At 59.2% G+C, this 21,618-nt stretch carries 16 protein-coding genes; 8 read left to right on the top strand and 8 right to left on the bottom strand.

All coding sequences use genetic code 11. The features are described 5' to 3' along the window. The first annotated feature begins 1 nt into the window (after window position 1). Window positions 2-1,579, top strand: a complete 1,578-nt coding sequence (locus tag F451_RS0122280; protein WP_020683636.1) for a BCCT family transporter — start codon at window positions 2-4, stop codon at window positions 1,577-1,579. Between the two features lie 85 nt (window positions 1,580-1,664). Beyond that, window positions 1,665-2,054 carry a RidA family protein gene (locus F451_RS0122275; RefSeq protein ID WP_020683635.1) on the top strand — a complete coding sequence of 130 codons (390 nt, stop codon included), beginning with the start codon at window positions 1,665-1,667 and terminating at the stop codon, window positions 2,052-2,054. A gap of 181 nt (window positions 2,055-2,235) precedes the next feature. On the opposite strand, the gene F451_RS0122270 is transcribed toward F451_RS0122275, so the two are convergent. Then, complete coding sequence (locus F451_RS0122270) at window positions 2,236-2,685, bottom strand: hypothetical protein (RefSeq protein ID WP_020683634.1); 450 nt, start codon at window positions 2,683-2,685, stop codon at window positions 2,236-2,238. 271 nt (window positions 2,686-2,956) lie between these two features. Between F451_RS0122270 and F451_RS0122265 the strand changes: the two genes are divergently transcribed. From F451_RS0122265 to F451_RS0122245, 5 genes are all read left to right on the top strand, one after another. Next, window positions 2,957-3,568 carry a TetR/AcrR family transcriptional regulator gene (locus F451_RS0122265; protein ID WP_020683633.1) on the top strand — a complete coding sequence of 204 codons (612 nt, stop codon included), beginning with the start codon at window positions 2,957-2,959 and terminating at the stop codon, window positions 3,566-3,568. After that, the gene (locus tag F451_RS0122260) at window positions 3,565-7,065 is read left to right on the top strand and encodes an acyl-[ACP]--phospholipid O-acyltransferase (protein ID WP_020683632.1); all 3,501 of its coding nucleotides are present in this window, start codon (window positions 3,565-3,567) and stop codon (window positions 7,063-7,065) included. Before F451_RS0122265 ends, F451_RS0122260 begins: the two co-directional genes overlap by 4 nt. Before the next feature lie 144 nt (window positions 7,066-7,209). Next, window positions 7,210-8,301 (top strand): iron-sulfur cluster carrier protein ApbC, encoded by a 1,092-nt coding sequence (apbC, locus tag F451_RS0122255; RefSeq protein ID WP_020683631.1) that lies wholly within the window; start codon window positions 7,210-7,212, stop codon window positions 8,299-8,301. A gap of 137 nt (window positions 8,302-8,438) precedes the next feature. Continuing rightward, on the top strand, window positions 8,439-9,005 hold the full coding sequence (dcd, locus tag F451_RS0122250; RefSeq protein WP_020683630.1) for a dCTP deaminase: 567 nt from the start codon (window positions 8,439-8,441) through the stop codon (window positions 9,003-9,005). 32 nt (window positions 9,006-9,037) lie between these two features. Continuing rightward, window positions 9,038-9,679, top strand: a complete 642-nt coding sequence (locus F451_RS0122245) for a hypothetical protein (RefSeq protein ID WP_026291983.1) — start codon at window positions 9,038-9,040, stop codon at window positions 9,677-9,679. A gap of 222 nt (window positions 9,680-9,901) precedes the next feature. Here F451_RS0122245 and F451_RS0122240 read toward each other — a convergent pair whose 3' ends face one another. The 6 genes from F451_RS0122240 to F451_RS0122215 form a co-directional block, all read right to left on the bottom strand. Next, window positions 9,902-10,702, bottom strand: a complete 801-nt coding sequence (locus F451_RS0122240; RefSeq protein WP_020683628.1) for a hypothetical protein — start codon at window positions 10,700-10,702, stop codon at window positions 9,902-9,904. Window positions 10,703-11,059: 357 nt separating this feature from the next. Continuing rightward, on the bottom strand, window positions 11,060-12,373 hold the full coding sequence (locus F451_RS0122235; protein ID WP_020683627.1) for a TolC family outer membrane protein: 1,314 nt from the start codon (window positions 12,371-12,373) through the stop codon (window positions 11,060-11,062). A 12-nt stretch (window positions 12,374-12,385) separates the two neighbouring features. Further along, window positions 12,386-15,442 (bottom strand): efflux RND transporter permease subunit, encoded by a 3,057-nt coding sequence (locus F451_RS0122230; RefSeq protein ID WP_020683626.1) that lies wholly within the window; start codon window positions 15,440-15,442, stop codon window positions 12,386-12,388. Continuing rightward, complete coding sequence (locus tag F451_RS0122225; RefSeq protein ID WP_020683625.1) at window positions 15,439-16,515, bottom strand: efflux RND transporter periplasmic adaptor subunit; 1,077 nt, start codon at window positions 16,513-16,515, stop codon at window positions 15,439-15,441. The genes F451_RS0122230 and F451_RS0122225 overlap by 4 nt, the downstream gene beginning before the upstream one ends. A gap of 29 nt (window positions 16,516-16,544) precedes the next feature. Further along, a complete protein-coding gene (locus tag F451_RS0122220) occupies window positions 16,545-17,150 on the bottom strand; it encodes a TetR/AcrR family transcriptional regulator (protein WP_020683624.1) in 606 nt (201 codons plus the stop codon). Between the two features lie 235 nt (window positions 17,151-17,385). After that, window positions 17,386-18,573 (bottom strand): pyridoxal phosphate-dependent aminotransferase, encoded by a 1,188-nt coding sequence (locus tag F451_RS0122215; protein WP_026291982.1) that lies wholly within the window; start codon window positions 18,571-18,573, stop codon window positions 17,386-17,388. A gap of 286 nt (window positions 18,574-18,859) precedes the next feature. On the opposite strand from F451_RS0122215, the gene uvrB reads away from it, so the two are divergent. Next, window positions 18,860-20,872, top strand: a complete 2,013-nt coding sequence (gene uvrB, locus F451_RS0122210) for an excinuclease ABC subunit UvrB (protein ID WP_020683622.1) — start codon at window positions 18,860-18,862, stop codon at window positions 20,870-20,872. A gap of 231 nt (window positions 20,873-21,103) precedes the next feature. Here the strand turns inward: uvrB and F451_RS0122205 are convergent, their stop codons facing one another. Then, window positions 21,104-21,523, bottom strand: coding sequence for a PilZ domain-containing protein (locus tag F451_RS0122205; RefSeq protein WP_020683621.1), 420 nt, complete (start codon window positions 21,521-21,523; stop codon window positions 21,104-21,106). Window positions 21,524-21,618 lie beyond the last annotated feature (95 nt).

Genomic DNA, 21,618 nt, shown 5'->3' with positions numbered 1-21,618 from the left:
CATGAATAACAACAATCAGGCCCCGGTGGCGAACGTCGATATGCCGCTCCCCAAGTACAAACTGCTGGCAGATGTCGATCTGCCGGTGTTTTTTCTCAGTGGCGGCGCGCTGCTGCTGTTCGTCATCTTTGCCCTCTATGACATCGAGCTGATGTCGGGCTGGGTCAACAGCGCCTTTGCGGCTTCGACCAGGATGTTCGGTGCCTACTGGCAGGTTCTGCTGCTGCTGACCTTTGTCATCGGTCTGTGTCTGGCGATCGGTCGCACCGGTGCGGTAGTCCTCGGCGGCATCAGGGTACCGGAGATCTCCACCTTCAAGTGGATCTGCATCATCATGTGCACCCTGCTGGCGGGTGGTGGCGTGTTCTGGGCCGCGGCCGAGCCGATGGCGCACTTCACGTCGCCGCCACCGCTGTTTGCCGACGCCGGCAACGAAAGCGGTACCGCACAGGCTGCGTACAATGCGCTGGCCCAGAGCTTTATGCACTGGGGCTTCCTGGCCTGGGCGATCCTCGGCAGTCTGACCGGCATCGTCTACATGTACCTGCACTATGAGAAGGGCCTGCCGCTTAAGCCGCGCACCCTGCTGTATCCGGTGTTCGGTGATTACGTGATGAAAGGGCCTTTGGGTACCTTCGTTGACGCCTGCTGCGTGCTGGCGGTAGTGGCAGGCACTGTGGGGCCTATCGGCTTCCTCGGTCTGCAGGTCAGCTTCGGGCTGGAAAAACTGTTCGGTATCCCGGATACCTACAGCACTCAGGTGACTATTCTGGTGGCCTTGATGGTGATCTACACGCTGTCCGCGGTCAGCGGCGTGACGCGAGGTATTCAGATACTCAGTCGGGCCAACGTGATTCTGGCGGTGATTCTGATGGCCTTCATCCTTGTCTTCGGACCGACGGCGTTCATATTCGATGGCTTCCTGCAGGCGTTTGGCATCTACCTGGACAAGTTCATTCCGATGGCAACCTTCCGTGCTGATCCGGGCTGGCTCGATTGGTGGACGGTATTCTTCTGGGGCTGGTTCCTGGGCTACGGTCCGCTGATGGCCATGTTCGTTGCGCGCATCTCCCGTGGCCGTACCATCCGTGAGCTGGTGCTGCTGATCTCTGTCGTGGCGCCGGTGATCACCTGCTTCTGGTTCACCATTGTGGGTGGCAGCGGGCTGGCGTTCGAGCTGGCCAATCCGGGAGTCATTTCAGAGCCCTTCACCGGTTTCAACCTGCCGGCGGCATTGCTGGCGATCACCGAACAGTTGCCCATGGGGTTCATTATCTCGGTGCTGTTCCTGATCCTGACCATCATTTTTGTCGCCACCACCGGTGACTCCATGACCTACGCGGTTTCCATGGTCATGACCGGCACGGACCATCCGCAAAGTGCGGTGCGGGTGTTTTGGGGCATCATGATGGGTGTCGTGGCGGCGCTGCTGATTTCGATCGGTTCGGGCGGCATTTCGGCACTGCAGTCTTTTATTGTGGTGACCGCTGTGCCGGTGTCCCTGGTATTGCTGCCATCACTGTGGACGGCGCCAAAAATCGCCCGTCAGATGGCGCGAGAACAAAAATTGATCGATTAAACACGGGTGCAGGCGGCCATTCACGTCGTTGCTTGCCGCCTTCTGAATGCATTTTTGAAACACCGACTTGGGAGGCCCAGGGCCTATGAAACAGATTGTCAAAACCGACTTGTATGCCTCCAAGGCGCCGCTGGAATGGGCAGTGATCGGTAACGGAACCCTCTATACCGCACAGATTCCCATCGATAGGGCGGGTCAGGTTGTCGAGGGTGGTATCGAAGCGCAGAGCCGCCAGACGATGGATAACCTGAAACATACCATTGAGGCGGCCGGCCTTGGCATGCAGGATGTGACCCAGGTGCTGATCTATGTGACGGATCGAGATTTTTTGCCGGTGTTCAACCAGATCTACGCGCAGTACTTTGAAGCTCCTTATCCCAACCGGGCAGCGATGGTGATTGCGGGCCTGGCGCGCGAAGAGATGCTGGTCGAAGTGGTCGCCTATGCGGCGGTGCCTGGCACCCGGGGCTCGTAACCCGGCATCTGAAAACTGAAAATACGGTTTTGCGCCCCGTCGTTCCTCGTGGAACGGCGGTTTTTTCGTTTTAAAATACCCGCGTTCGTGTCAGTCATTCGTGCCGGCAAACGGTTCTCACCGGGTTGGCCGAATACGCAGGTCGCGTTGGCGCTCTAAAAGCTCATGTTGAGCAAGAGGACTAGCGCCGGCCATTTCCCGAGCTGTTGCCAGAGCCGGTTTTGGGCTTGGTTTTGGGCTTCTGCGCCTGCGCTGCCTTGCGGGCAATTTCATTCATCAGGCCGCTGATATCCAGGCCCTGGTTGGCCGCCAGCTGATCGACACTTGCATAGAGATTGGTGGGAAGCGGGCGAGGGCCCGGCATGGCCTTGGCCCTTTGCTGGGCTTCCTGTTCCTGGCGTTCCTGACGCTCCTTGTCCAGGCGCAATTGCTCCAATCGAGCCTGTTCCTGGCGTTCCTGACGCTCTTTGTCCAGGCGCAATTGCTCCAGTCGAGCCTGTTCGATGCGCTCTTGTTCTGCGGCCTTTTCCTGTGCCATGAGCCTGATTTCCGCCTTCAGCTTGAAATCGAGGTCGAGAAGTTCTTCCATGCTGAGTGACATGAGCCACTCGGTTATATTGTCATTGCTCATCAATGTCCGGTTTTATTGGGTATCAGCGAGGGGCGAAAATGCCTGTCGCCTATTATGGAAGGGTTCGGCAAAAAATACAGGGTTTTAACTCCTAAAATCAAGCGTCGATTATTCAATTACCGTTGCCTTATGCCGCCATCTGCGTCAAACACGGCCGCTGTACCGTGCAGCGGGTTCACAGGTGCGGGGTTTACATTCTGAACACTGTTTAGTAATCTTCCGTGAATTAATAAACAGTGTTCAATAAATGACGGATCAGCGGAGGCATTCAATGGCCCGGCGCCGAGAGCATTCCCGTGAAGCACTTACCGAACTGGCGCTGAGCGCCGCTGAGCGCCTGCTCGACAAGCAGGGTGCGGCGTTGCTGAGCACGCGTCGTATCGCGGCCGATATCGGATACTCCGCGGCATCACTCTATTCCGTATTCAACAACTTCGATGATCTGTGCTGGCAGCTCAATGCGCGCACCCTGGCCATGTTGCTGGCGCAGCTGGATGCGCTGGGTGACAAGTCGCCGCGTGAGGCACTTAAGGCCTATGCGCTGTGCTATGTCGCGTTTGCAGCCCGCTGGCCCGAGCGCTGGAGTCTGCTGTTTGAGCATCGTACGCCCGAGACGCTGCAGGTGCCGGCCTGGCTAAATGATTCGATCGAACGGCTGTTTTTGCAGATTGAGCGCCGCCTGGCTGAACTCGTGCCCGATGCGTCGGCCACGGAACTGGCGCTAACGGCCCGTACGCTCTGGTGTGGCGTGCACGGGGTGGCGGTATTGCAGTTGCGCGGCAAGCTGTTTTTGCCGCCAGAGGGGAAACAGGAGCAGATGCTGATTACGCTGGTGGATTATCACCTCGATGGCTGGGGTCTGAACAGGGAGAGCAGGGCATGAGTGAACTTTTCAAGCTGCGCGGCTTTCTGGCCTTCGTGTCGGTGGCCTTTATCAATGCCTTTGTCGATCTCGGCCATAAAATCATTATTCAGAATACCCTTTTCAAGACCTTCGACGGTCAGCAGCAAATACTGCTCACCGCTATCGTCAATGGGCTGATTCTGCTTCCTTTTATTATGCTGTTTACGCCGGCGGGCTTTATTTCGGACAAATATCCCAAGCATCGTGTCATGCGCTTTTCCGCCTGGGGCGCGGTTCTGGTGACGCTGCTCATCACCCTGTGTTACTACCAGGGCTGGTTTGTTGCCGCGTTCGCGCTCACGTTCGTGCTGGCGCTGCAAAGTGCCTTTTATTCTCCGTCAAAGTACGGCTATATCCGCGAGTTGGTGGGCACCAGCCGTCTGAGCGAAGGCAATGGCTGGATTCAGGCGGCCACCATGGTGGCGATCCTGTCGGGCATCATGGTGTTCTCGCTGCTGTTTGAAATGCGCCTGGCTGATCTGTTGCAGTTGCCGCAGGATCCCGCACGGGTGGTGCAGCACATTGCCCCGCTGGGCTGGTTTCTGGTGGCGGGTGCCGTGTTGGAAACGGTACTGGCGCACCGCTTGCCGGCGCTGACGAACACCGATCGAAGCCTGCAGTTTGACTGGTCTGCCTATCGGCGTGGTCGCACCCTGGCGACCAATCTGTCCCATATCGCCAGAATCAGGCCCATCTGGCTGTCGATCATCGGGCTGGCGCTGTTCTGGTCGATCAGTCAGGTGATGCTGGCGGTCTTTCCGGCCTTTGCCAAGGCGTCGCTCGGGGAGCAGAACACCTTTGTGATCCAGGGCACCATGGCGCTGGCCGGCATCGGCATTATGGTCGGTTCCATGCTGGCGGGGCGGTTGTCGCGCCACCATATCAATACCGGCCTCATACCCCTGGGTGCAGCGGGTGTTGCGCTGGGGCTGGTGTTGCTGCCGCACGCCGCCTCACTGGGTTTCTCGGCAGTGCTGTTTCTCATGATTGGCCTGTTTGGCGCCCTGATGATCATTCCACTCAATGCACTGATCCAGTTCAATGCCGATCGACACGACAGCGGGCGCATTCTGGCAGGCAACAATTTTATTCAGAATGTGGCCATGCTGAGTTTTCTTGGCCTGACCGTGCTGTGTGCGTCTGCGGGTATTTCCGGTCTTTGGTTGCTGTATGGCCTGGCGATACTGGCAGTGGCCGGTGCCCTGTTCGCCATTATCACGTTGCCAGAAGCGCTGATTCGCCTGATGGTAGCCATGGTGCTCAAGCGCAAGTATCGGCTGCAGGTGCTGGGGTTTGAACATATACCCGAGGATGGGCGTGGCACGTTGCTGCTGGGTAACCATATCAGCTGGCTCGACTGGGCCATGGTTCAGATGGCCTGCCCGCGCCACGTGCACTTTGTTATGGAGCGCAGCATTTACGAACGCTGGTATCTGCGTCGCTTCCTCGACCTGTTTGGTGTGATACCGATTTCCGGCGGTAACAGCCGCGCGGCCCTGGCACGGGTTACTGAACTGCTGCAGGCCGGCAAGGTAGTCTGCCTGTTTCCCGAGGGCTCCATCAGTCACACCGGTCAGCTGGGGAGCTTCAAGAAAGGCTTTCAGCACGCCTGTGAAAGCCTCGCCGAGGATGTGGGGGCCGTTATAGTGCCGTTTTATCTGCGTGGTTTATGGGGCAGTCGCTTTTCGCGCTCCAGCAGTCGTTTGCAGGCCAGCCGCCGTCAGGGACTCAAACGGGATCTTATTGTCGCTTTTGGCGCGCCGATGCCACTGCACAGTACGGCCGAGCAGGTTAAAAAGCGTGTATTCGAGCTGTCGATCCATACCTGGAACTCCTATACCGATACGCTGGAGACCCTGCCCAGGGCCTTTATCCGCACGGCGCGCCAGGCGCCGGCGGAGTGGGCGATCAGCGACGTGCGGGGCGCGCCGATGAGTTATTCGCGCCTGCTCTGTGCCTGTGGGCTGTTCAGTCGGCGTTTCCGGCGTACAGGTGGCGCCAATATTGGGTTGCTGCTGCCGACATCCAGTGCCGGTGCGATCGCCAATATGGCGGCGCTGATGGCGGGAAAAACACTGGTCAACCTGAATTTCACGGCGTCGCCCCAGGCGCTGCTGGCGGCCGCCGACCGGGCCGCACTGGAAACGATTGTCACGTCGCGCCAGTTTCTGGTGCGCCTGGAGTCCCGGGGTATTGATACTCAGGCGTTGTTTGTCGGGCGTACCGTGCTGTACATGGAGGACCTGAAAGCGTCGATTGGCACGTTTGAAGCCCTGGCCATGCTGGTGGCTGTGAAAGTACTGCCGGTGATGCTGTTACAGGGCTGGTTGTGCAGGCATGCCCGGGTTGATGACACGGCGGCCATACTGTTTTCCTCCGGTAGCGAGGGGGCGCCCAAGGGCGTCATGCTGAGTCATCGGAATATTCTTTCCAATATCAAACAGATCGGTGATGTACTCAATGTACGTGACGATGACTGCTGGATGGCAACCCTGCCCCTGTTTCATGCCTTCGGGCTGACGGTTACCTGCCTGTTGCCACTGATCGAGGGCATACCTGTCGTCTGTCATCCGGATCCCACCGATGCAGTCAACATTGGCAAGGGCGTGGCGCGTTTCAGAGCCACCCTGATGTGTGGAACCTCAACCTTCATGCGGCTCTATCTGCGCAATAAAAAACTGCATCCGCTGATGTTTCAGTCGCTGCGCCTGATGGTGGCCGGCGCTGAACGGCTGGATCCCGCCGTACATGAAGCCTTCGAGGCGCGTTTCCATGTACCCGTGCTGGAGGGGTACGGGTGCACCGAAACGACGCCTGTGGCCACGGTTAACCTGCCGAATCATCTGGATACAAGCTGGTGGACCGTGCAGACCGGCACGCGGGCGGGCACTGTCGGCCTGGCCCTGCCGGGTTCCACGGTGCGCATCGTGAATCCGGTAACCCTGGATGAGCTGCCCACCGGCGAGGCGGGGCTGGTGCTGATCGGTGGTACCCAGATCATGCGCGGCTACCTGAATGATCCGCAGCGCACAGCCCAAGCCATTATCGAGCGGGATGGTCTGCGCTGGTATAACACCGGAGACAAGGGCCGGCTGGATGAGGAAGGTTTTCTCAGTATTCTGGATCGCTATGCGCGCTTTGCCAAGATTGGCGGCGAGATGATCAGCCTGCAGGCGGTGGAGGATGCGGTGGCGGCGGGCCTGGACAGTACCGAATGCGCACTGCTGGCGGTGGCGCTGCCCGATGCCCGCAAGGGCGAACGTGTGGTGCTGCTGATGGCGGGTGCCCAGTTAAAGCCCGAGCAGGTTCGTAGCCGGTTGAGCGAGACGGTGACGCCGATGATGCGGCCATCCGAGATTTATGCCGTGGACGAGATCCCCCTGCTGGGCAGTGGAAAGCGTGATTTTGGCGCCGCCCGGGCCTGTGCTCAGCAGCTCAGTGAAGAGGCCGGCAATGCAGTGGTGAGCTGTGCGTAGACGCTCCTTTTATTCGGAATTGGTCCGATGTCGGCTGGACGGCAGCGCGTAAAACGTGAATAATTCCTGAGCAAAAGAGTAGGATATAGCATCGTGTTCGATAAACTATTTGGCCGCCGCAAGGCGACAGGAGCCCAATCCCCCATGCAGCAATCCCGCGCGCGCATCGAAGCCGTTTTGAGTCAGCACCAGGATCCCTATCTGGGTACGGACCTGGTCAGTGCCGGTGCCATCAGTTCTGTTCGCGAAGACGGCGATCGTATCGCCGTAACCCTGACGCTGGGGTACCCCTGTGCCGATATCGCCACTGTGCTGAGCGGTGAACTTGCGCAGCTGATCAAGAATGAAACCGGTTTGAATGCCGAAGTTGAGATCCTGCAAAAGATCGAGCCGCATCAGGCCCAGCGAAATCTGCCTAACCTTGATGGCGTGCGCAATATCATCGCCGTGGCGTCCGGCAAGGGCGGGGTGGGCAAGTCCACCACAACGGTGAATCTGGCCCTGGCGATGGCCCGGGCAGGTGCCCGGGTGGGCGTTCTGGATGCCGACATCTACGGCCCGAGTCTGGGTCTGATGGTGGGCGTGGCGCCGGGTGTGCATCCGGAGACGGATAAGGAAAAATACTTCAAACCGATTATCGCGCAGGGTCTGCAGACCATGTCGATGGCGTATCTGATCGACGAAAACACGCCCATGGTCTGGCGCGGTCCCATGGTCAGCGGTGCTCTGCAGCAGCTGCTGACGCAGACGCTGTGGGATGACCTGGATTATCTGTTCATCGACATGCCGCCTGGTACCGGCGACATTCAGCTGACACTGTCCCAGAAGGTTCCTGTCACCGGATCCGTGGTGGTCACCACGCCACAGGATATTGCGCTACTGGACGCCAAGAAGGGCATTGAAATGTTCCGCAAGGTCGACATTGCCGTGCTGGGTGTGGTGGAAAACATGAGCACCCACGTCTGCAGCAACTGCGGCCATGAGGAGTCTGTATTTGGTGCCGGTGGTGGTGCCCGCATTGCTGCGCAGTACGATACCGAGCTGCTTGGTGCCTTGCCGCTGTCGCTGCAGATTCGCGAACAGACGGATGCCGGCAAGCCCACGGTGGTGGCGGATCCCGAGGGGCATGCCACTCAGACGTATCTGGCCATTGCCCGGCGTGTGGCTGGAAAAATTGCGCAGCGCAACGCGACTCAGGGTCCCGCCTTCCCCAATATCTCCGTTCAGAACGACTGATTCTCGCCAGCGGCGCGGGGAAAGGGCGGGTTACAGCACCATGTAACCCGCAGCCTTGCTTCACACTGGCCTGTTCAGCCGGTCCTCAAACCGGTAGAATGTCGCGCCATTCAGATTTCACGACATACGGACAACCTATGGGAATTAAATCCGATCGCTGGATTCGCCGTCAGGCGCAAGAGTGCGAGATGATTACACCGTTCGAGCCCGGTCAGGTGCGTCATACCGACCGCGGGGCGATCGTCTCCTATGGCACTTCGAGCTACGGCTACGACGTGCGCTGCGCCGATGAATTCAAGATCTTCACCAACATAAACTCGACCATTGTTGATCCCAAGGACTTCGATGCCGGCAGTTTTGTTGATGTGAAGTCCGATGTTTGCATTATTCCGCCCAACTCCTTTGCGCTGGCGCGTACGGTTGAATATTTCCGTATTCCCCGCGACGTGCTCACCATCTGCCTGGGCAAGAGTACCTATGCCCGCTGCGGGATTATCGTCAACGTCACGCCGCTGGAGCCCGAGTGGGAAGGCCATGTGACGCTGGAGTTTTCCAATACAACGCCGCTGCCCGCCAAGATATATGCCAACGAAGGCGTGGCGCAGATGCTGTTTCTGGGTGCCGACGAAGTGTGCGAAACCTCCTACAGGGATCGCAATGGCAAATACCAGGGACAGACAGGGGTTGTGGTCCCTCGTACATGAATACAGGCAGTGCGGTCGACGCGAATCAAACCATGAAACACAATCGCGAACAGATTAACGAGTTCTGGCAGCAGGTTGAACAGACGATTGACCTGCTGCTGCACAGTCAGCAGGAAAGTCATTTCGAAGCCGACATGCTGCTTAACCAGTACAGCGATATTCTGCGCGAGATTGATTCGAACCTGACATTTCACTTCGAGCGTGATGAAGACGAAGGTCCGGTTGAGATGATTTTTGGCTGTGATGGCTATCCTGAATCCATCGGCATGGTGTTGAGCCTGGTCGGCGCGGCTCCCCAGCTCAGTGGTATCCAGTTCAAGGCATTTAACCACCGTTATGATCCGGTTCCCGGGTTTATCAATGTGGGTGACGAGTACTGCGAACTGAGCGACTACTGGTTCGCGTTGCGCCTGGTGGATGCCAAGCTGCGTCTTGAGGTCTACATGGACGACGCGCCCAAGGAACTGGACCTGGACCCAAGGGTCGAGGCCGTGATGATCTTCCTTGACGCGCTGATCGGTGAGTATGAGCTGATGACCCGCATCTGGAGTCTCGACTGGCTGGAGCGTCCTGCAGACCCGATGGATTATGGTTTGCGCCCGCTGAGCGAGCTGCGTGAAGCGTTTGATCGGGACAAGGCTGCGGTTGCGCCGATCGGCATGACCATGCACTGAGCAGGCAATTCCTCGTGGCCTGAGGGCTCGAAACTGATTAAAAAGGCGCTATCTTCGGGTAGCGCCTTTTTAGTTGATGCGGGCTTGCCTTTTGGTGTGAGGGCAACGCCGCATTTGCGCGGTTATACCGTTATCTTAATTGGATGCTGCGCTGGCGGCTTCGCGGCTTCGCGGCTTCGCGGGTGCCGGTGCGCCTGGCCGGTGCCAGGCGCAGTTGCGGGTTTAATGCAGTTGCGGCCGGGCTTCGCTTTCATCCGGCGTGATCAGGTGGCCGCTGCTGTCCCGCGCCAGGGCGCCGCGTTCGGACGCCAGCTCCAGCAGTTGTTGCAGCAGCATGTGGGTCAGGTGGCTGCTGATAATGATGCCGGCGGGGGGATCACCGTCGAACAGGTCCGGGTCTACCAGGTCGTCCGGTCGCAGGCCCAGCAGCAGCGGGTTCTCGGCCACGAGCGGTGCGATGTCATCGGGTGCGAACACAGAAAAGTCCGATGAGGTTTTCAGGGCCAGCTGATAGGCGTCGTGGACTTCATTCTCCAGCAGTCGGCTGTATTCGGACTCTGCCGCCTGGAACAGTTGCGTCAGGCTGCTGACGCCCGCCTTGCCCGCGTTTTCCAGGGCGCGGGCTGAGCGGCTGTAGTCGACGGCGGGGACGGGCGTACTGTGCTCGCCAAGCTCATCTGCATCGACCAGCACGTTGCCATTTTCGTCCACGTCCAGCCATTCATTTTCCACGGCGACCGTAAGCAGGCCATCCAGCGCTGCAGCCATGATATTTCGGCAGATAATCAGGCCGACGGCAGGATTGTCGCGCTCGTCGGGGTTCTCTATCAGGTCACCGGCGCGGGCAGCCAGCAGCGTGGGGTCCTCGTCGATAATCTGGGCGAGGGCGTCGCCCTCTATGTGCAGCGTTTCACGACACAGGCGCTCGGCGGTGAGGTACGGTTGCCGGCAGCCGTTGTCCTGCATTTCCTGCACATAGGTGACCCGTACTTTTTCGAGAATTCGGGTTAGCAGGTTGCTCATGTCGGTTCTCCGGTGGCTGGCATTGCGTTGTATCTTGTCTCAGTTGCGCTAATGTTTTAGTCAGAGTGGTCGATTTCTTTCAGTATGCACTCAGCCATTGCAGAGTGCGATAGATAGAAAGAAGGGGTTTCACATGAAAAAGAAAGAGGGCCTGGCGCCCGATGACGATGAGGACGGCAGCGTCTATGTGCTGTCTGAAAACTAGTTAGCTGTATGATACCGAATAACCGGCGCCTGGGCGCCGGTTTCACGTTCAGCATTCATCGCGCCGCTTTGTGCTGGCATGTTCGTAGTGCCGCAATCCGTTATTCCCTTATCCTTTGTAGCACCGGCCGTGGCGGCCTTTCCTGGTTTTTTCTAGCCTTTGTCCGGCGCTTCGAGCCAGGTGTCCAGGGTCATCAGGTCTTCAGGGCTCAGGGTACCCAATTGTTGTTTCAGGTTGAACAGGTTGGAGATGAAGTCCAGCCGAGCATTGGCGTAGTCACGCTGGGCGGCATAGAGCGTACGCTCGGCGTTCAGCACATCGACCACGTTGCGGGTGCCGACATTGAAACCTTCCTGGGTGGCCTGCAGTGCTGTTTCGCTGGAGCGGATGCTCTGCGCGCGCGCTTTTACACTCTGGACATTGGTGCGCAGGTTGCGCAACAGGCTGCGGGTCTGCTGGGTAACCGCCAGCAGGGTGTCCTGGCGATCTTGCATAGCCTTGTCGAGCAGGGCCTGGGCTTCGCGCGACTGGGAGCTGGTCAGGCCGCCCTGGTAAAGGGGCACGCGCAGTGCAAGGCCCAGGGTACTGGTTTCGCCCGCATCAAATCCTGAAACACCGCTGGTATCACTGTCGTAGCTGGCGTTGAGGTCCAGGGTCGGGTAGTGACCGGCACGGGCTGACTGCGCTGAGCGCCTGGCCGCTTCGATGCTGCTGTCCGCAATCATCAGGCCCAGGTTGTTTTGCCAGGCTTTTTCAAGCCAGGGCTGTGGCTGTGCAGGTGTCGGGTTTTCTATCGGATAGTCGGCCTTGAGTGCATCGACAGTGCGAAAGGGTACACCGGCCAGACGCTCGAGTGCTTCGTAGCTGTTATCCAGTTCGCCTTCGGCTTCGATGCGGCGCACCACGGAGTTATCAAAGCTGGCCTGCGCTTCCTGTACATCGGTGATGGCAATCAGGCCGACTTCAAACTGGGCGTTGACCTGATCAAGCTGGCGCTGAATGGCGCGCACTTCGGCCTGGGCGCTGTCGAGATTGTTGATGGCACGCAGCACTGCCAGGTGAGCGGTGACACTGCGCAGTACCAGGGTCTGCTGGACCTGATCAAACACCAGGCCCGCCTGTTCGGACAGTACCTCGCCGCGGCGCAGGTTATACCAGCGTGCAGCGGAGAACACCGACTGGCTCAGTGTCAGCGTTACGCCGGTGCTGTCGTTACTGCCGGCATTTTCGGTGTCGGTCCAGTTGGCATCGGCTCCCATGGCAATATCGGGCAGCAGGGCGGAGCGTGCCTGGGGCAGCGCTTCCTGACCGGCCTGCAGGCTGGCGGCGGCCGACTTGAGCTGCGGGTCGTTTTCCAGTGCCCGCTGGTAGAGGTCGGCCAGGCTGCCAGCCTGGGACTGGGCGCTGATGAGTCCCATGGCCAGTGCCAGGAGTAGCGGGCGGGCGGTATTGGGGAGCGATTTCACAGGTGGCGTCCTTTATTGCGTATGGGGAAGCGGGGCAACATCCTTGAAGGTGCGCTTACCGAGGTAACTATAGACAGTAGGAATCACGAACAGGGTCAGCAGGGTGCCAAAGGTCATGCCTCCGACGATAACCCAGCCAATCTGCTGGCGCGATTCTGCGCCGGCGCCAAAGGCGATGGCCAGCGGCAGGGCGCCCAGTACGGTGGCACCGGCGGTCATCAGGATCGGGCGCAGACGCAGGCTTGCGGCCCGCAGGATGGCTTCGCGCAACGCCATGCCCTGGTCCTGCAACTGGTTGGCAAACTCGACGATCAGAATGCCATGCTTGGTGACCAGGCCGACCAGGGTAATCAGGCCGATCTGGCTATACACGCTGAGCGTTCCGCCGCTGTAGTACAGCGCCAGCAGGGCGCCGCAGAGTGCGGGAGGCACCGACAGCAGGATGATCAGCGGGTTCTTGAAACTCTCGAACTGCGCGGCGAGTACCAGGAAGATAAAACACAGCGCCAGCGCAAAGGTGACCTGCAGGCTGCTGCTGGATTCCTTGAATTCCCGCGAGGGGCCGGTGTAGTCAAAGCTTGCCTGGGGTGCTATCTCGGCCAGGTTCTGCTGCAGGAACGCCAGCGCCTCGCCCAGGCTGTAGCCCGGCGCCAGCAGGGACTGCAGCTTCACTGCGCGCACCTTGTCGAAATGATTCAGCTCCTTCGGGGCCACGGTTTCGCTCAGCTCCACCAGGTTGGCCAGCTGGATCATGTCGCCCGCTGGGCTGCGCACATAGATGCTGGTCAGGTCGTCCGGTGTGCGCCGGTTGGCGTCCTCAATCTGGACGATTACATCGTACTGTTCGCCATCACGCTTGAAGCGGGTCACGTTGCGCCCGGCCATGTAGGTTTCCAGGGCGCGGCCAATGCTGTCCACTTCAAGGCCAATGTCCGACACCTTGTCGCGGTTGACTGCTATCTGCAGCTCCGGTTTGTTGAGCTTGAGGTCGCTGTCGGGCTGGATGAAATTCGGGTTCTGCCGCACCCGCGTGAGTAGCTCGTCGCTGATGCGCTTGAGCTCGCTGTAGTCGGCCTGGGACTTGATCACGAATTCCACCGGGCGGGAAATAATGCTCTGGCCCAGCGAGGGCAGGTTCATGGCGAACGAGAGTGTGCCCGCCACGCCGCCGTACAGCTGTGGTGTCAGGGATTCGACGATGCTTTGCTGCGTGCGCTCCCGTTCTTCCCAGCGGTTGAGGCCGATAAACGTCAGGGTGTTGGTTTCGGTGGGAAAGCCGACCACGGTAAAGTAGCGGTTCTGCTCCGGCACGGCGCTGATGATGTCCTCGATCTGGCGTGCATAGCGGTCGACGTAGTCCGGCGTGGACCCTTCCGGGGCAATGGAGAACGACATGATGGTGCCCCGGTCCTCGTAGGGTGCCAGTTCCTCCGGTAGCTGCAGGTAAAAGAAGCTGCCGGCGCCGATGCTCGCCAGCATGATCACCAGTGTCAGCAGACGGGAGTGCAGGGTGCGATCCAGCAGGGTCTGGTAACCCGTCGTCAGCGCATGCAGCCAGCCTTCGATCAGGTTGAATAGCGTCGAGTGGCGGGTTTCGTGGTGCAGCATGCGCGAGGCCATCATCGGCGACAGGGTCAGGGCCACAAAGGTGGATACCACCACGGCACCGGCGAGTGTCAGGGCGAACTCGGTAAACAGCCGGCCGGTACGCCCTTCGGTGAAGGCGACTGGCGCAAACACGGCCACCAGGGTGAGGGTCGTGGCGATGACCGCGAAGGCGATTTCCTTGCTGCCCTTGAATGCCGCCTGGATCGGGTCCAGACCATCCTCTACATGGCGGTAGATGTTCTCCAGCATGACGATGGCATCGTCCACCACCAGACCGATAGCCAGGACCAGCGCCAGCAGGGTCAGGGTGTTGATGGTGAAGCCCATCAGGTACATCATCGCAAAGGCACCGATGAGTGACAGCGGTATGGTCACCACCGGAATCAGGGTGGCACGCAGGTTGCGCAGGAAGAAGAAGATGACCAGCACGACCAGCACGCCGGCTTGCATCAGGGTCTGATAGACCGACTTGATGGACTCGTCGATAAATACCGAGGAATCGTAGGCCACCTCGACCCGCATGCCTTCGGGCAGGCTGGCTTCCAGTTGCACCATTTCATTGCGGATGCCCTGGGACACGTCCAGTGGGTTTGCCGTCGCCTGCTTCACGACGCCCAGCGCAACGGCGCTTTCGCCGCGAAAGCGCGTAATAATGCGTTCGCTTTGCGGCGCAATTGCCACTCGGGCCACGTCGCGGATACGCACCGGGTAGTTGTCGATATTGCGAATGATAATGCGCTCAAACTCCTCGACCTCGTTGGTATCGGTGCGGGTCAGGATGGTGAATTCCCGGTCCCTGCTTTCGATACGCCCGGCCGGGATTTCGACGTTCTGCTTGCGTAACGCCGTTTCGATATCCTCGGGAATCAGGTTGTAGGCCGCCATGCGATAAGGGTCCAGCCAGATGCGCATGGAATAGCGCCGCTCGCCGAAGATCAGCACATTGGCCACACCGGCCACGGTCTGCAGCCGGTCCTTGACCTGCTGATCGGCTATGCGGGTGATTTCCATCGGGTTGTGGTGGTCGGACGCGAAGGACAGATAAATGATGGGTTGCGCATCGGCCTCGGTTTTGGCCACCACCGGCTCGTCGATGTCATCGGGCAGCTCGGCGCGGATGCGGCCAACGCGGTCACGCACATCGTTGGCCGCCTGGTCGGGATCGCGTTCGATCTTGAACGTAATGGTGATCTGGCTTTTCTCGGTGCGGCTGATCGAGTTCATGAAGTCGACGCCTTCGATACCGGACAGCGAGTCCTCGATGACCTGTGTCACCTGGGACTCGATAATGGAGGCACTGGCGCCGGGGTAGCTGGTTTCAACCGTCACGACCGGCAGGTCGATCTTGGGGTATTCGCGCACGGTCAGGCGGTCATAGCTGATAAAGCCGATCAGCAGAATCATCAGGCTCATTACCGTCGCCAACACCGGGCGCCGAATGCTGAGATCGGGCAGGATCATTGTGCGGCTTCCTGTGCATCGGCATCGGTGGAGCCATCCACGAACACCGGCGTGACCGGCATGCCGGGAAAGAGCTTTAGGTGCCCGGCGGTAACGATGGTGTCGCCGGGCGCTGCGCCAGACAGTATCTGTACCTGGCCTGGGCGCCGCTGACCGAGGGTTACCGGTACGATTTCAACGGCATTTTCGCTGCTGACCCGCATCAGGCTGAAAGCGCCTTCCTGCAGGATGATGGCCTGCTCGGGTACCAGCAGGGCGTTAGCCTCGCTGCTGCCTTGCAGTTCAACGCGGGCAAAGAGCCCGGGGCGCAACATGCCGTCGCTGTTATCGATACGTGCACGCAGCTCCAGGTTGTGGGCTCGGGGATCGGCGCTGGGAGAAAGCGCGTAGACTTCGCCCGTAAAGATCCGTCCGGGAAAGGCATCCACGGCGACGCTAACCTGCTGACCGGGCGCGACGGCGGGCAGGTAGATCTCCGGAATGCGAAAGTCCAGTTTGAGGTTGCGGGTGTCGATCAGGTCCACCAGGTCCTGACCCGTGCTGACATAGTCTCCCGGGCTGACCCGGCGCAGGCCGGTCGTGCCCGCAAAAGGGGCGCGGATGTTCATTTTATCGATGCGTGCCTGCGCCAGTGAGGCCTCGGCTTCATCAACCCGTAGCTGCGCCAGGGCTGCGTCGCGGTCGTTCTGTGAGCCGACCTTGCGCTGCAGCAGGCTCTGGGCACGCTGGTACTCCTGCTGGCTCAGGTTGACCCGCGCCCTGGCCTGGGTCAGGGCGGCATTATAGAGCGCGGTATCCAGCTGAAACAGCAGAGCGCCGGCCTCGACATCCTGGCCTTCGACAAACAGGATTTTGCGAATCTGACCACTTTGCTCCGGGCGTATGACCACGCTTTCATTGGCCTGCAAGTTGCCCACGGCCTCGATTTTCGGGGTCAGTGGCTGGGCCTTCAGCATAATCACTTCAGCCGGCAGTCCACCGGATTTTTGCGGCGTTTCCTCGTCAGCCCAGGTGGTGGCTGACAGGGGGGGCAGTGCCAGCAGCAGTGGCAAAATCAGATCGCGTGCTTTCATGGGGTTGGGCTCTCATCCTTGCTGAGGGGCTATATGTGGCGCGGTGGCAGCACATGCTCCCACAGCATCTTTACCATGTTGCTCAGGGGCGCGGTGGAATCCTCCACCTGCATGCGCAGCAGTGCGCCCTGCCAGCAGTTCCAGATCAGTTCTGCCAGGGCCCGGGCGCCGAGGTCGGTGCGTACCGATCCTTCGTGCTGGCATTGCAGCATATCCTGTTCGAGCGCATCCAGGATGCGGTTCGTGGTGTCGAGAATGGCGCTGCGAAAGGCATCCGAGGCCGCGCCGATCTCACCGGACAGGTTCGCCAGCAGGCTGCCCATGCGAAAGCAGTGCGCTTGGCCGGTCTGGATCTCGGTCTCAATCTTGTGTCGCAATCGCGCCGCATGACACCCCGGGGGCTGGTCGGCCTGCTGATTCCAGCATTCAAAGGCCTGGCTCTGGAAGTGGCGGATAATCTCGATGGCAAACTCTTCCTTGCTGCCAAAAAAATTATAAAAGGAGCCCTTGGAGACCTGGCAGGTGTCGAGAATTTCTTTCAGGCCGGTACCGTGATAGCCGTTGCGATCAAACAGCTCCATGCCCATTTCCAGGATGCTTTCGCGGCAGTGTTCGGGTTTGCGTCCGCGGTTCATTTTAATTAGACCGGTCATGCTAAAAATAAGATGGCAGTTTAGCGCTAACGATCGTCTATTAAAACCTGCAAAGATTGCGGTTTTGTTGGCGGGGCCATTATTGGATTCGGGTGGCTATCCTATGAGCGAACAGGCATCGTGCGGCCGGGTGGGGCGCTCAGGCTTTGATGTGGCTGAAAACGAAAACGGGCCCCTGGGGGCCCGTGCGGTATAACGCTGCAAAGGTGTCGGCGGATCAGGCGCCGAGGGCCTTCTGGATGCGCCCGATGGCGTCCTGCAGTGTTTCGAGGCTGGTGGCGAACGACAGGCGCATGTTGCCCGGTGCGCCAAAGGCCGAGCCCGGTACCAGTGCGACGCCGGCTTCGTTGAGAAGGAACTCGGCCAGGTCGAGGTCGTTTTCAAAGCGCGGGTCGGCGTCAATTACGCCCTGGAAGCTCGGGAAAGCATAGAAAGTGCCGTCTGCCGGAATGCAGTCCACGCCCTCGATGGCATTGAGCGCCTCGAGAACATAGTCATGCCGCTGACGAAACGCCTTCACCATCTCGGCCACGCATCCCTGGTCGCCTTCCAGTGCTGCCTGGGCCGCAACCTGGGCGATGGAGGTCGGGTTCGAGGTGCTCTGGGACTGTATTTTCTTCATTGCGCCAATCAGCTTGGCGGGGCCGGCAGCATAGCCGATGCGCCAGCCGGTCATGGAGTAGGCCTTGGACACGCCGTTCAGCACGATGGTGCGATCGTACAGTTCCGGGCAGGCGTTCAGGATGTTGCAGAACGGCTGATCGTTGAGCAGGATGTGCTCGTACATGTCGTCGGTGGCAACCAGAACCCCGGGGTGTTTTTTCAGCACTTCGCCCAGCGCTTTGAGCTCTTCAAGGCTGTAGGCTACGCCGGTCGGGTTGGACGGGCTGTTCAGTACCACCAGGCGGGTACGGTCTGTGATGGCCGCTTCCAGCTGCTCGGCGGTCATCTTGAAGCGCTGCTCCTGGGTGGTGGTGACAATGACCGGCTTGCCGTCGGCGACCAGTACCATGTCCGGGTATGAGACCCAGTAGGGCGCCGGAATGACGACTTCATCACCGGCGTTGAGCAGCGCCAGCGACAGGTTGAAGAAGCTCTGCTTGCCGCCGCAGGACACCAGAATCTGGTTGGGCGCGTATTCCAGGCCATTGTCCTGCTTGAACTTGCTAATAATGGCTTTTTTCAGACCGGGAGTGCCATCGACGGCGGTGTACTTGGTGAAGCCTTCGTTCAGGGCGCGAATGGCGGCCTGCTTGATATGATCCGGGGTGTCGAAATCGGGTTCGCCTGCACCCAGACCAATAATGTTCTTGCCGGCCGCGCGCAGTTCTGCTGCACGGTTGGTAACCGCAAGCGTCGGGGACGGTTTGATACTATTTACACGGTCTGAAAGTTGAACGTCCAAGCCACAATCCTCTATTAGTCGGTACTCGATCTGCTGCTGTTCCCAGCCGGCCAATGATAGCGGAATCCCGTGTCAGTCTGAATCCTTGTGTAAAAAAGAATGAGACTTTTGGCACATTAAAGCTGCAGGTTCGCGGCCTTTTAGCCAAGGTCGGGTTCAGGCGCGGGTCTGCGCGCTCAGCTGAGCTGCCGGTTTATCCTTGAATGCCTTTCCCTGGTGCAAGATCATAGGGCTTGGCGTCCAGGTAGGTTAGAATATGCGGTCGCGTTGTGAGGCAGGTAGTTTAATGAAACAGCGATTTAAGATTCAGTCGGGCTTTCAGCCGTCAGGAGATCAGCCAACGGCCATCGCCACCCTGGTGGATGGTATTGAGTCGGGCCTGGTGGCCCAGACGCTGCTGGGTGTGACGGGGTCGGGCAAGACCTTTACCGTCGCCAATGTGATCGCCCAGATACAGCGGCCCACCATTATCCTGGCGCACAACAAGACGCTGGCGGCACAGTTGTATGGCGAGTTTCGCGAGTTTTTCCCGGATAATGCGGTTGAGTATTTCGTCTCGTATTACGACTACTATCAGCCTGAAGCCTATGTGCCGTCGTCCGATACCTTTATCGAGAAAGACGCTTCCATCAACGATCATATCGAGCAGATGCGCCTGTCGGCCACCAAGGCCTTGCTGGAGCGTGATGATGCCATTATCGTGGCAACGGTCTCTGCTATCTATGGTCTGGGCGATCCGCAATCCTACCTGTCGATGATGCTGCACCTGGACCGGGGCGAAGAGATTGATCAACGCCAGGTGCTGCGCCGTCTGGCGGAGCTGCAATACACGCGCAATGATGTCGAGCTGCACCGGGGCAACTACCGAGTGCGTGGCGACGTTATCGATGTATTCCCGGCGGAGTCTGAAACCGAGGCGGTGCGCATTGAACTGTTCGACAGCGAAGTGGAACAGATCAGCTACTTTGATCCTCTGACCGGCGCCGTACTGCGCCGCGTGCCCCGCGTCACCATCTACCCCAAGACCCACTATGTGACACCGCGCGAAGTGCTGCTGGCGGCGGTCGACAAGATTAAGGACGAGTTGCACGGGCGCCTCAAGCAGCTGCGCGATCACAACAAGCTGGTGGAAGCACAACGGCTCGAGCAGCGTACGATGTACGACATGGAAATGATCATGGAGCTGGGGTATTGCTCCGGTATCGAGAACTACTCGCGCTACCTGTCCGGCCGCGTCGACGGTGCGCCTCCGCCGACGCTGTTTGATTACCTGCCGGACAACGCCCTGGTGGTGATTGACGAGTCGCATGTCACCGTGCCGCAGCTGGGGGCCATGTACAAGGGCGACCGGTCGCGCAAGGAAACCCTGGTGGAATATGGCTTCCGTCTGCCGTCTGCGCTGGATAACCGGCCGCTCAAGTTCGAGGAATGGGAGGCGCTGGCGCCGCAGATGATTTTTGTTTCCGCTACCCCGAGCAAGTATGAGGCCGCCAATGCCGGGCAGATTGCCGAGCAGGTGGTGCGCCCCACCGGTCTTGTCGATCCCCAGGTGGAAGTGCGTCCGGCCGTCACCCAGGTGGATGACCTGCTGTCGGAGATAGGCAAGGTCACGGCCAACGAAGAGCGGGTTATTGTCACGGTGCTGACCAAGCGCATGGCAGAAGATCTGACCGATTACCTGGCCGAGCATGGCGTACGGGTGCGCTACCTGCATTCGGATATCGATACGGTGGAACGGGTCGAGATTATTCGCGACCTGCGAATCGGTCAGTTTGATGTGCTGGTGGGCATCAACCTGCTGCGCGAGGGCATCGATATGCCTGAAGTGGCGCTGGTGGCCATTCTGGATGCCGACAAGGAAGGTTTTCTGCGCTCCGAAACCTCAATGATCCAGACCATCGGCAGGGCGGCTCGTAACGTTAATGGGCGTGCCATCCTCTATGCCGATCGCATTACCGGCTCAATGCAGCGGGCCATGACCGAAACCGAGCGCCGGCGCGACAAGCAGATCGCCTATAACCTTGAACACGGCATTGTACCCAAGGGCATTTACAAGTCGGTGGCCGATATCATGGAAGGTGCCAGCACAATTCCGGGGCGCAAGGCCTCGCGCGGGGCCAGGAAAGTGGCCACCCAGGCAGAAGATACTCAGTTTGACCCAGCCACCATGACCGCCAAGCAGCTTGCCAAGGCGATGAGTCAGCTGGAAGACAAGATGTATGAAGCCTCGAAGAACCTGGAGTTTGAACTGGCCGGGCACTACCGCGACGAGTTGCAGCGCCTCAAGCATTCGGCTTGAGGTGCCGACAGGTGTCTTATCAGGTGCTTAGCAGGCTGTTGATAAACTACCTGCGTTGCTATTGCGGCATTAAAAATCGGCTCACAGGCTTTGCCTGAACGCACTTTAATGCGGCCCCGAAGGGGTGAGCGAAGCGAATAATTCGGTCATTTATACTCCATAAACTCCCTCATTTCGCCGATTTTTGCCCGGGCGGCGCACCGCTTGCGCTAGCTGCCTCGCTAACGCTTTTCAACAACCTGTTAGGTCCGGGAAACAGTGGGCGTAGCGCGCAATCCACTCGACGGCGGCTTGCTCGCTACTGTAGTCGAGGCCCGTTTGCCGGCTGGCCTGCCGTCGATAGCTTTCTATGTGACAGATCTGTTCGACCATGCGTACCGCAAAGGCTGTTTCCGGATCACGAAAGCAGATACCCAGCAAGGCGTCCTGCTGCGCCAGGTAATGGCACCAGCGCACCTGGCCGCTGGCGCTGAACTGGGGTATCAACAGCGGAATACGGATGATGACTTCAGTCTCATTGGGCAGGCAGTGGCCGGTGTGAACGCAGAGTCCACCGAGGCTGATGTTCGACATGCGGTGCATCTGGGGTTTGCCGGCCAGTATTATCTGAATCGGTATCTCTGACGGGTGACGGATATAGTGGCGTGACATGGGCATGTCCTTTCCCCTGCTGCGCTGTGGCTTGCAGTATAGACGCTCTGTCTGATCAGGTTGCTCGCCAGGTTGATCGTTTCTTCCGGCTTTCT

Source organism: Marinobacterium rhizophilum DSM 18822 (assembly GCF_000378045.1).
GTDB lineage: Bacteria > Pseudomonadota > Gammaproteobacteria > Pseudomonadales > Balneatricaceae > Marinobacterium_A > Marinobacterium_A rhizophilum.
The sequence above is the reverse complement of the archived record's forward strand: the minus strand, read 5'-3'. Positions and strand labels throughout refer to the sequence as shown.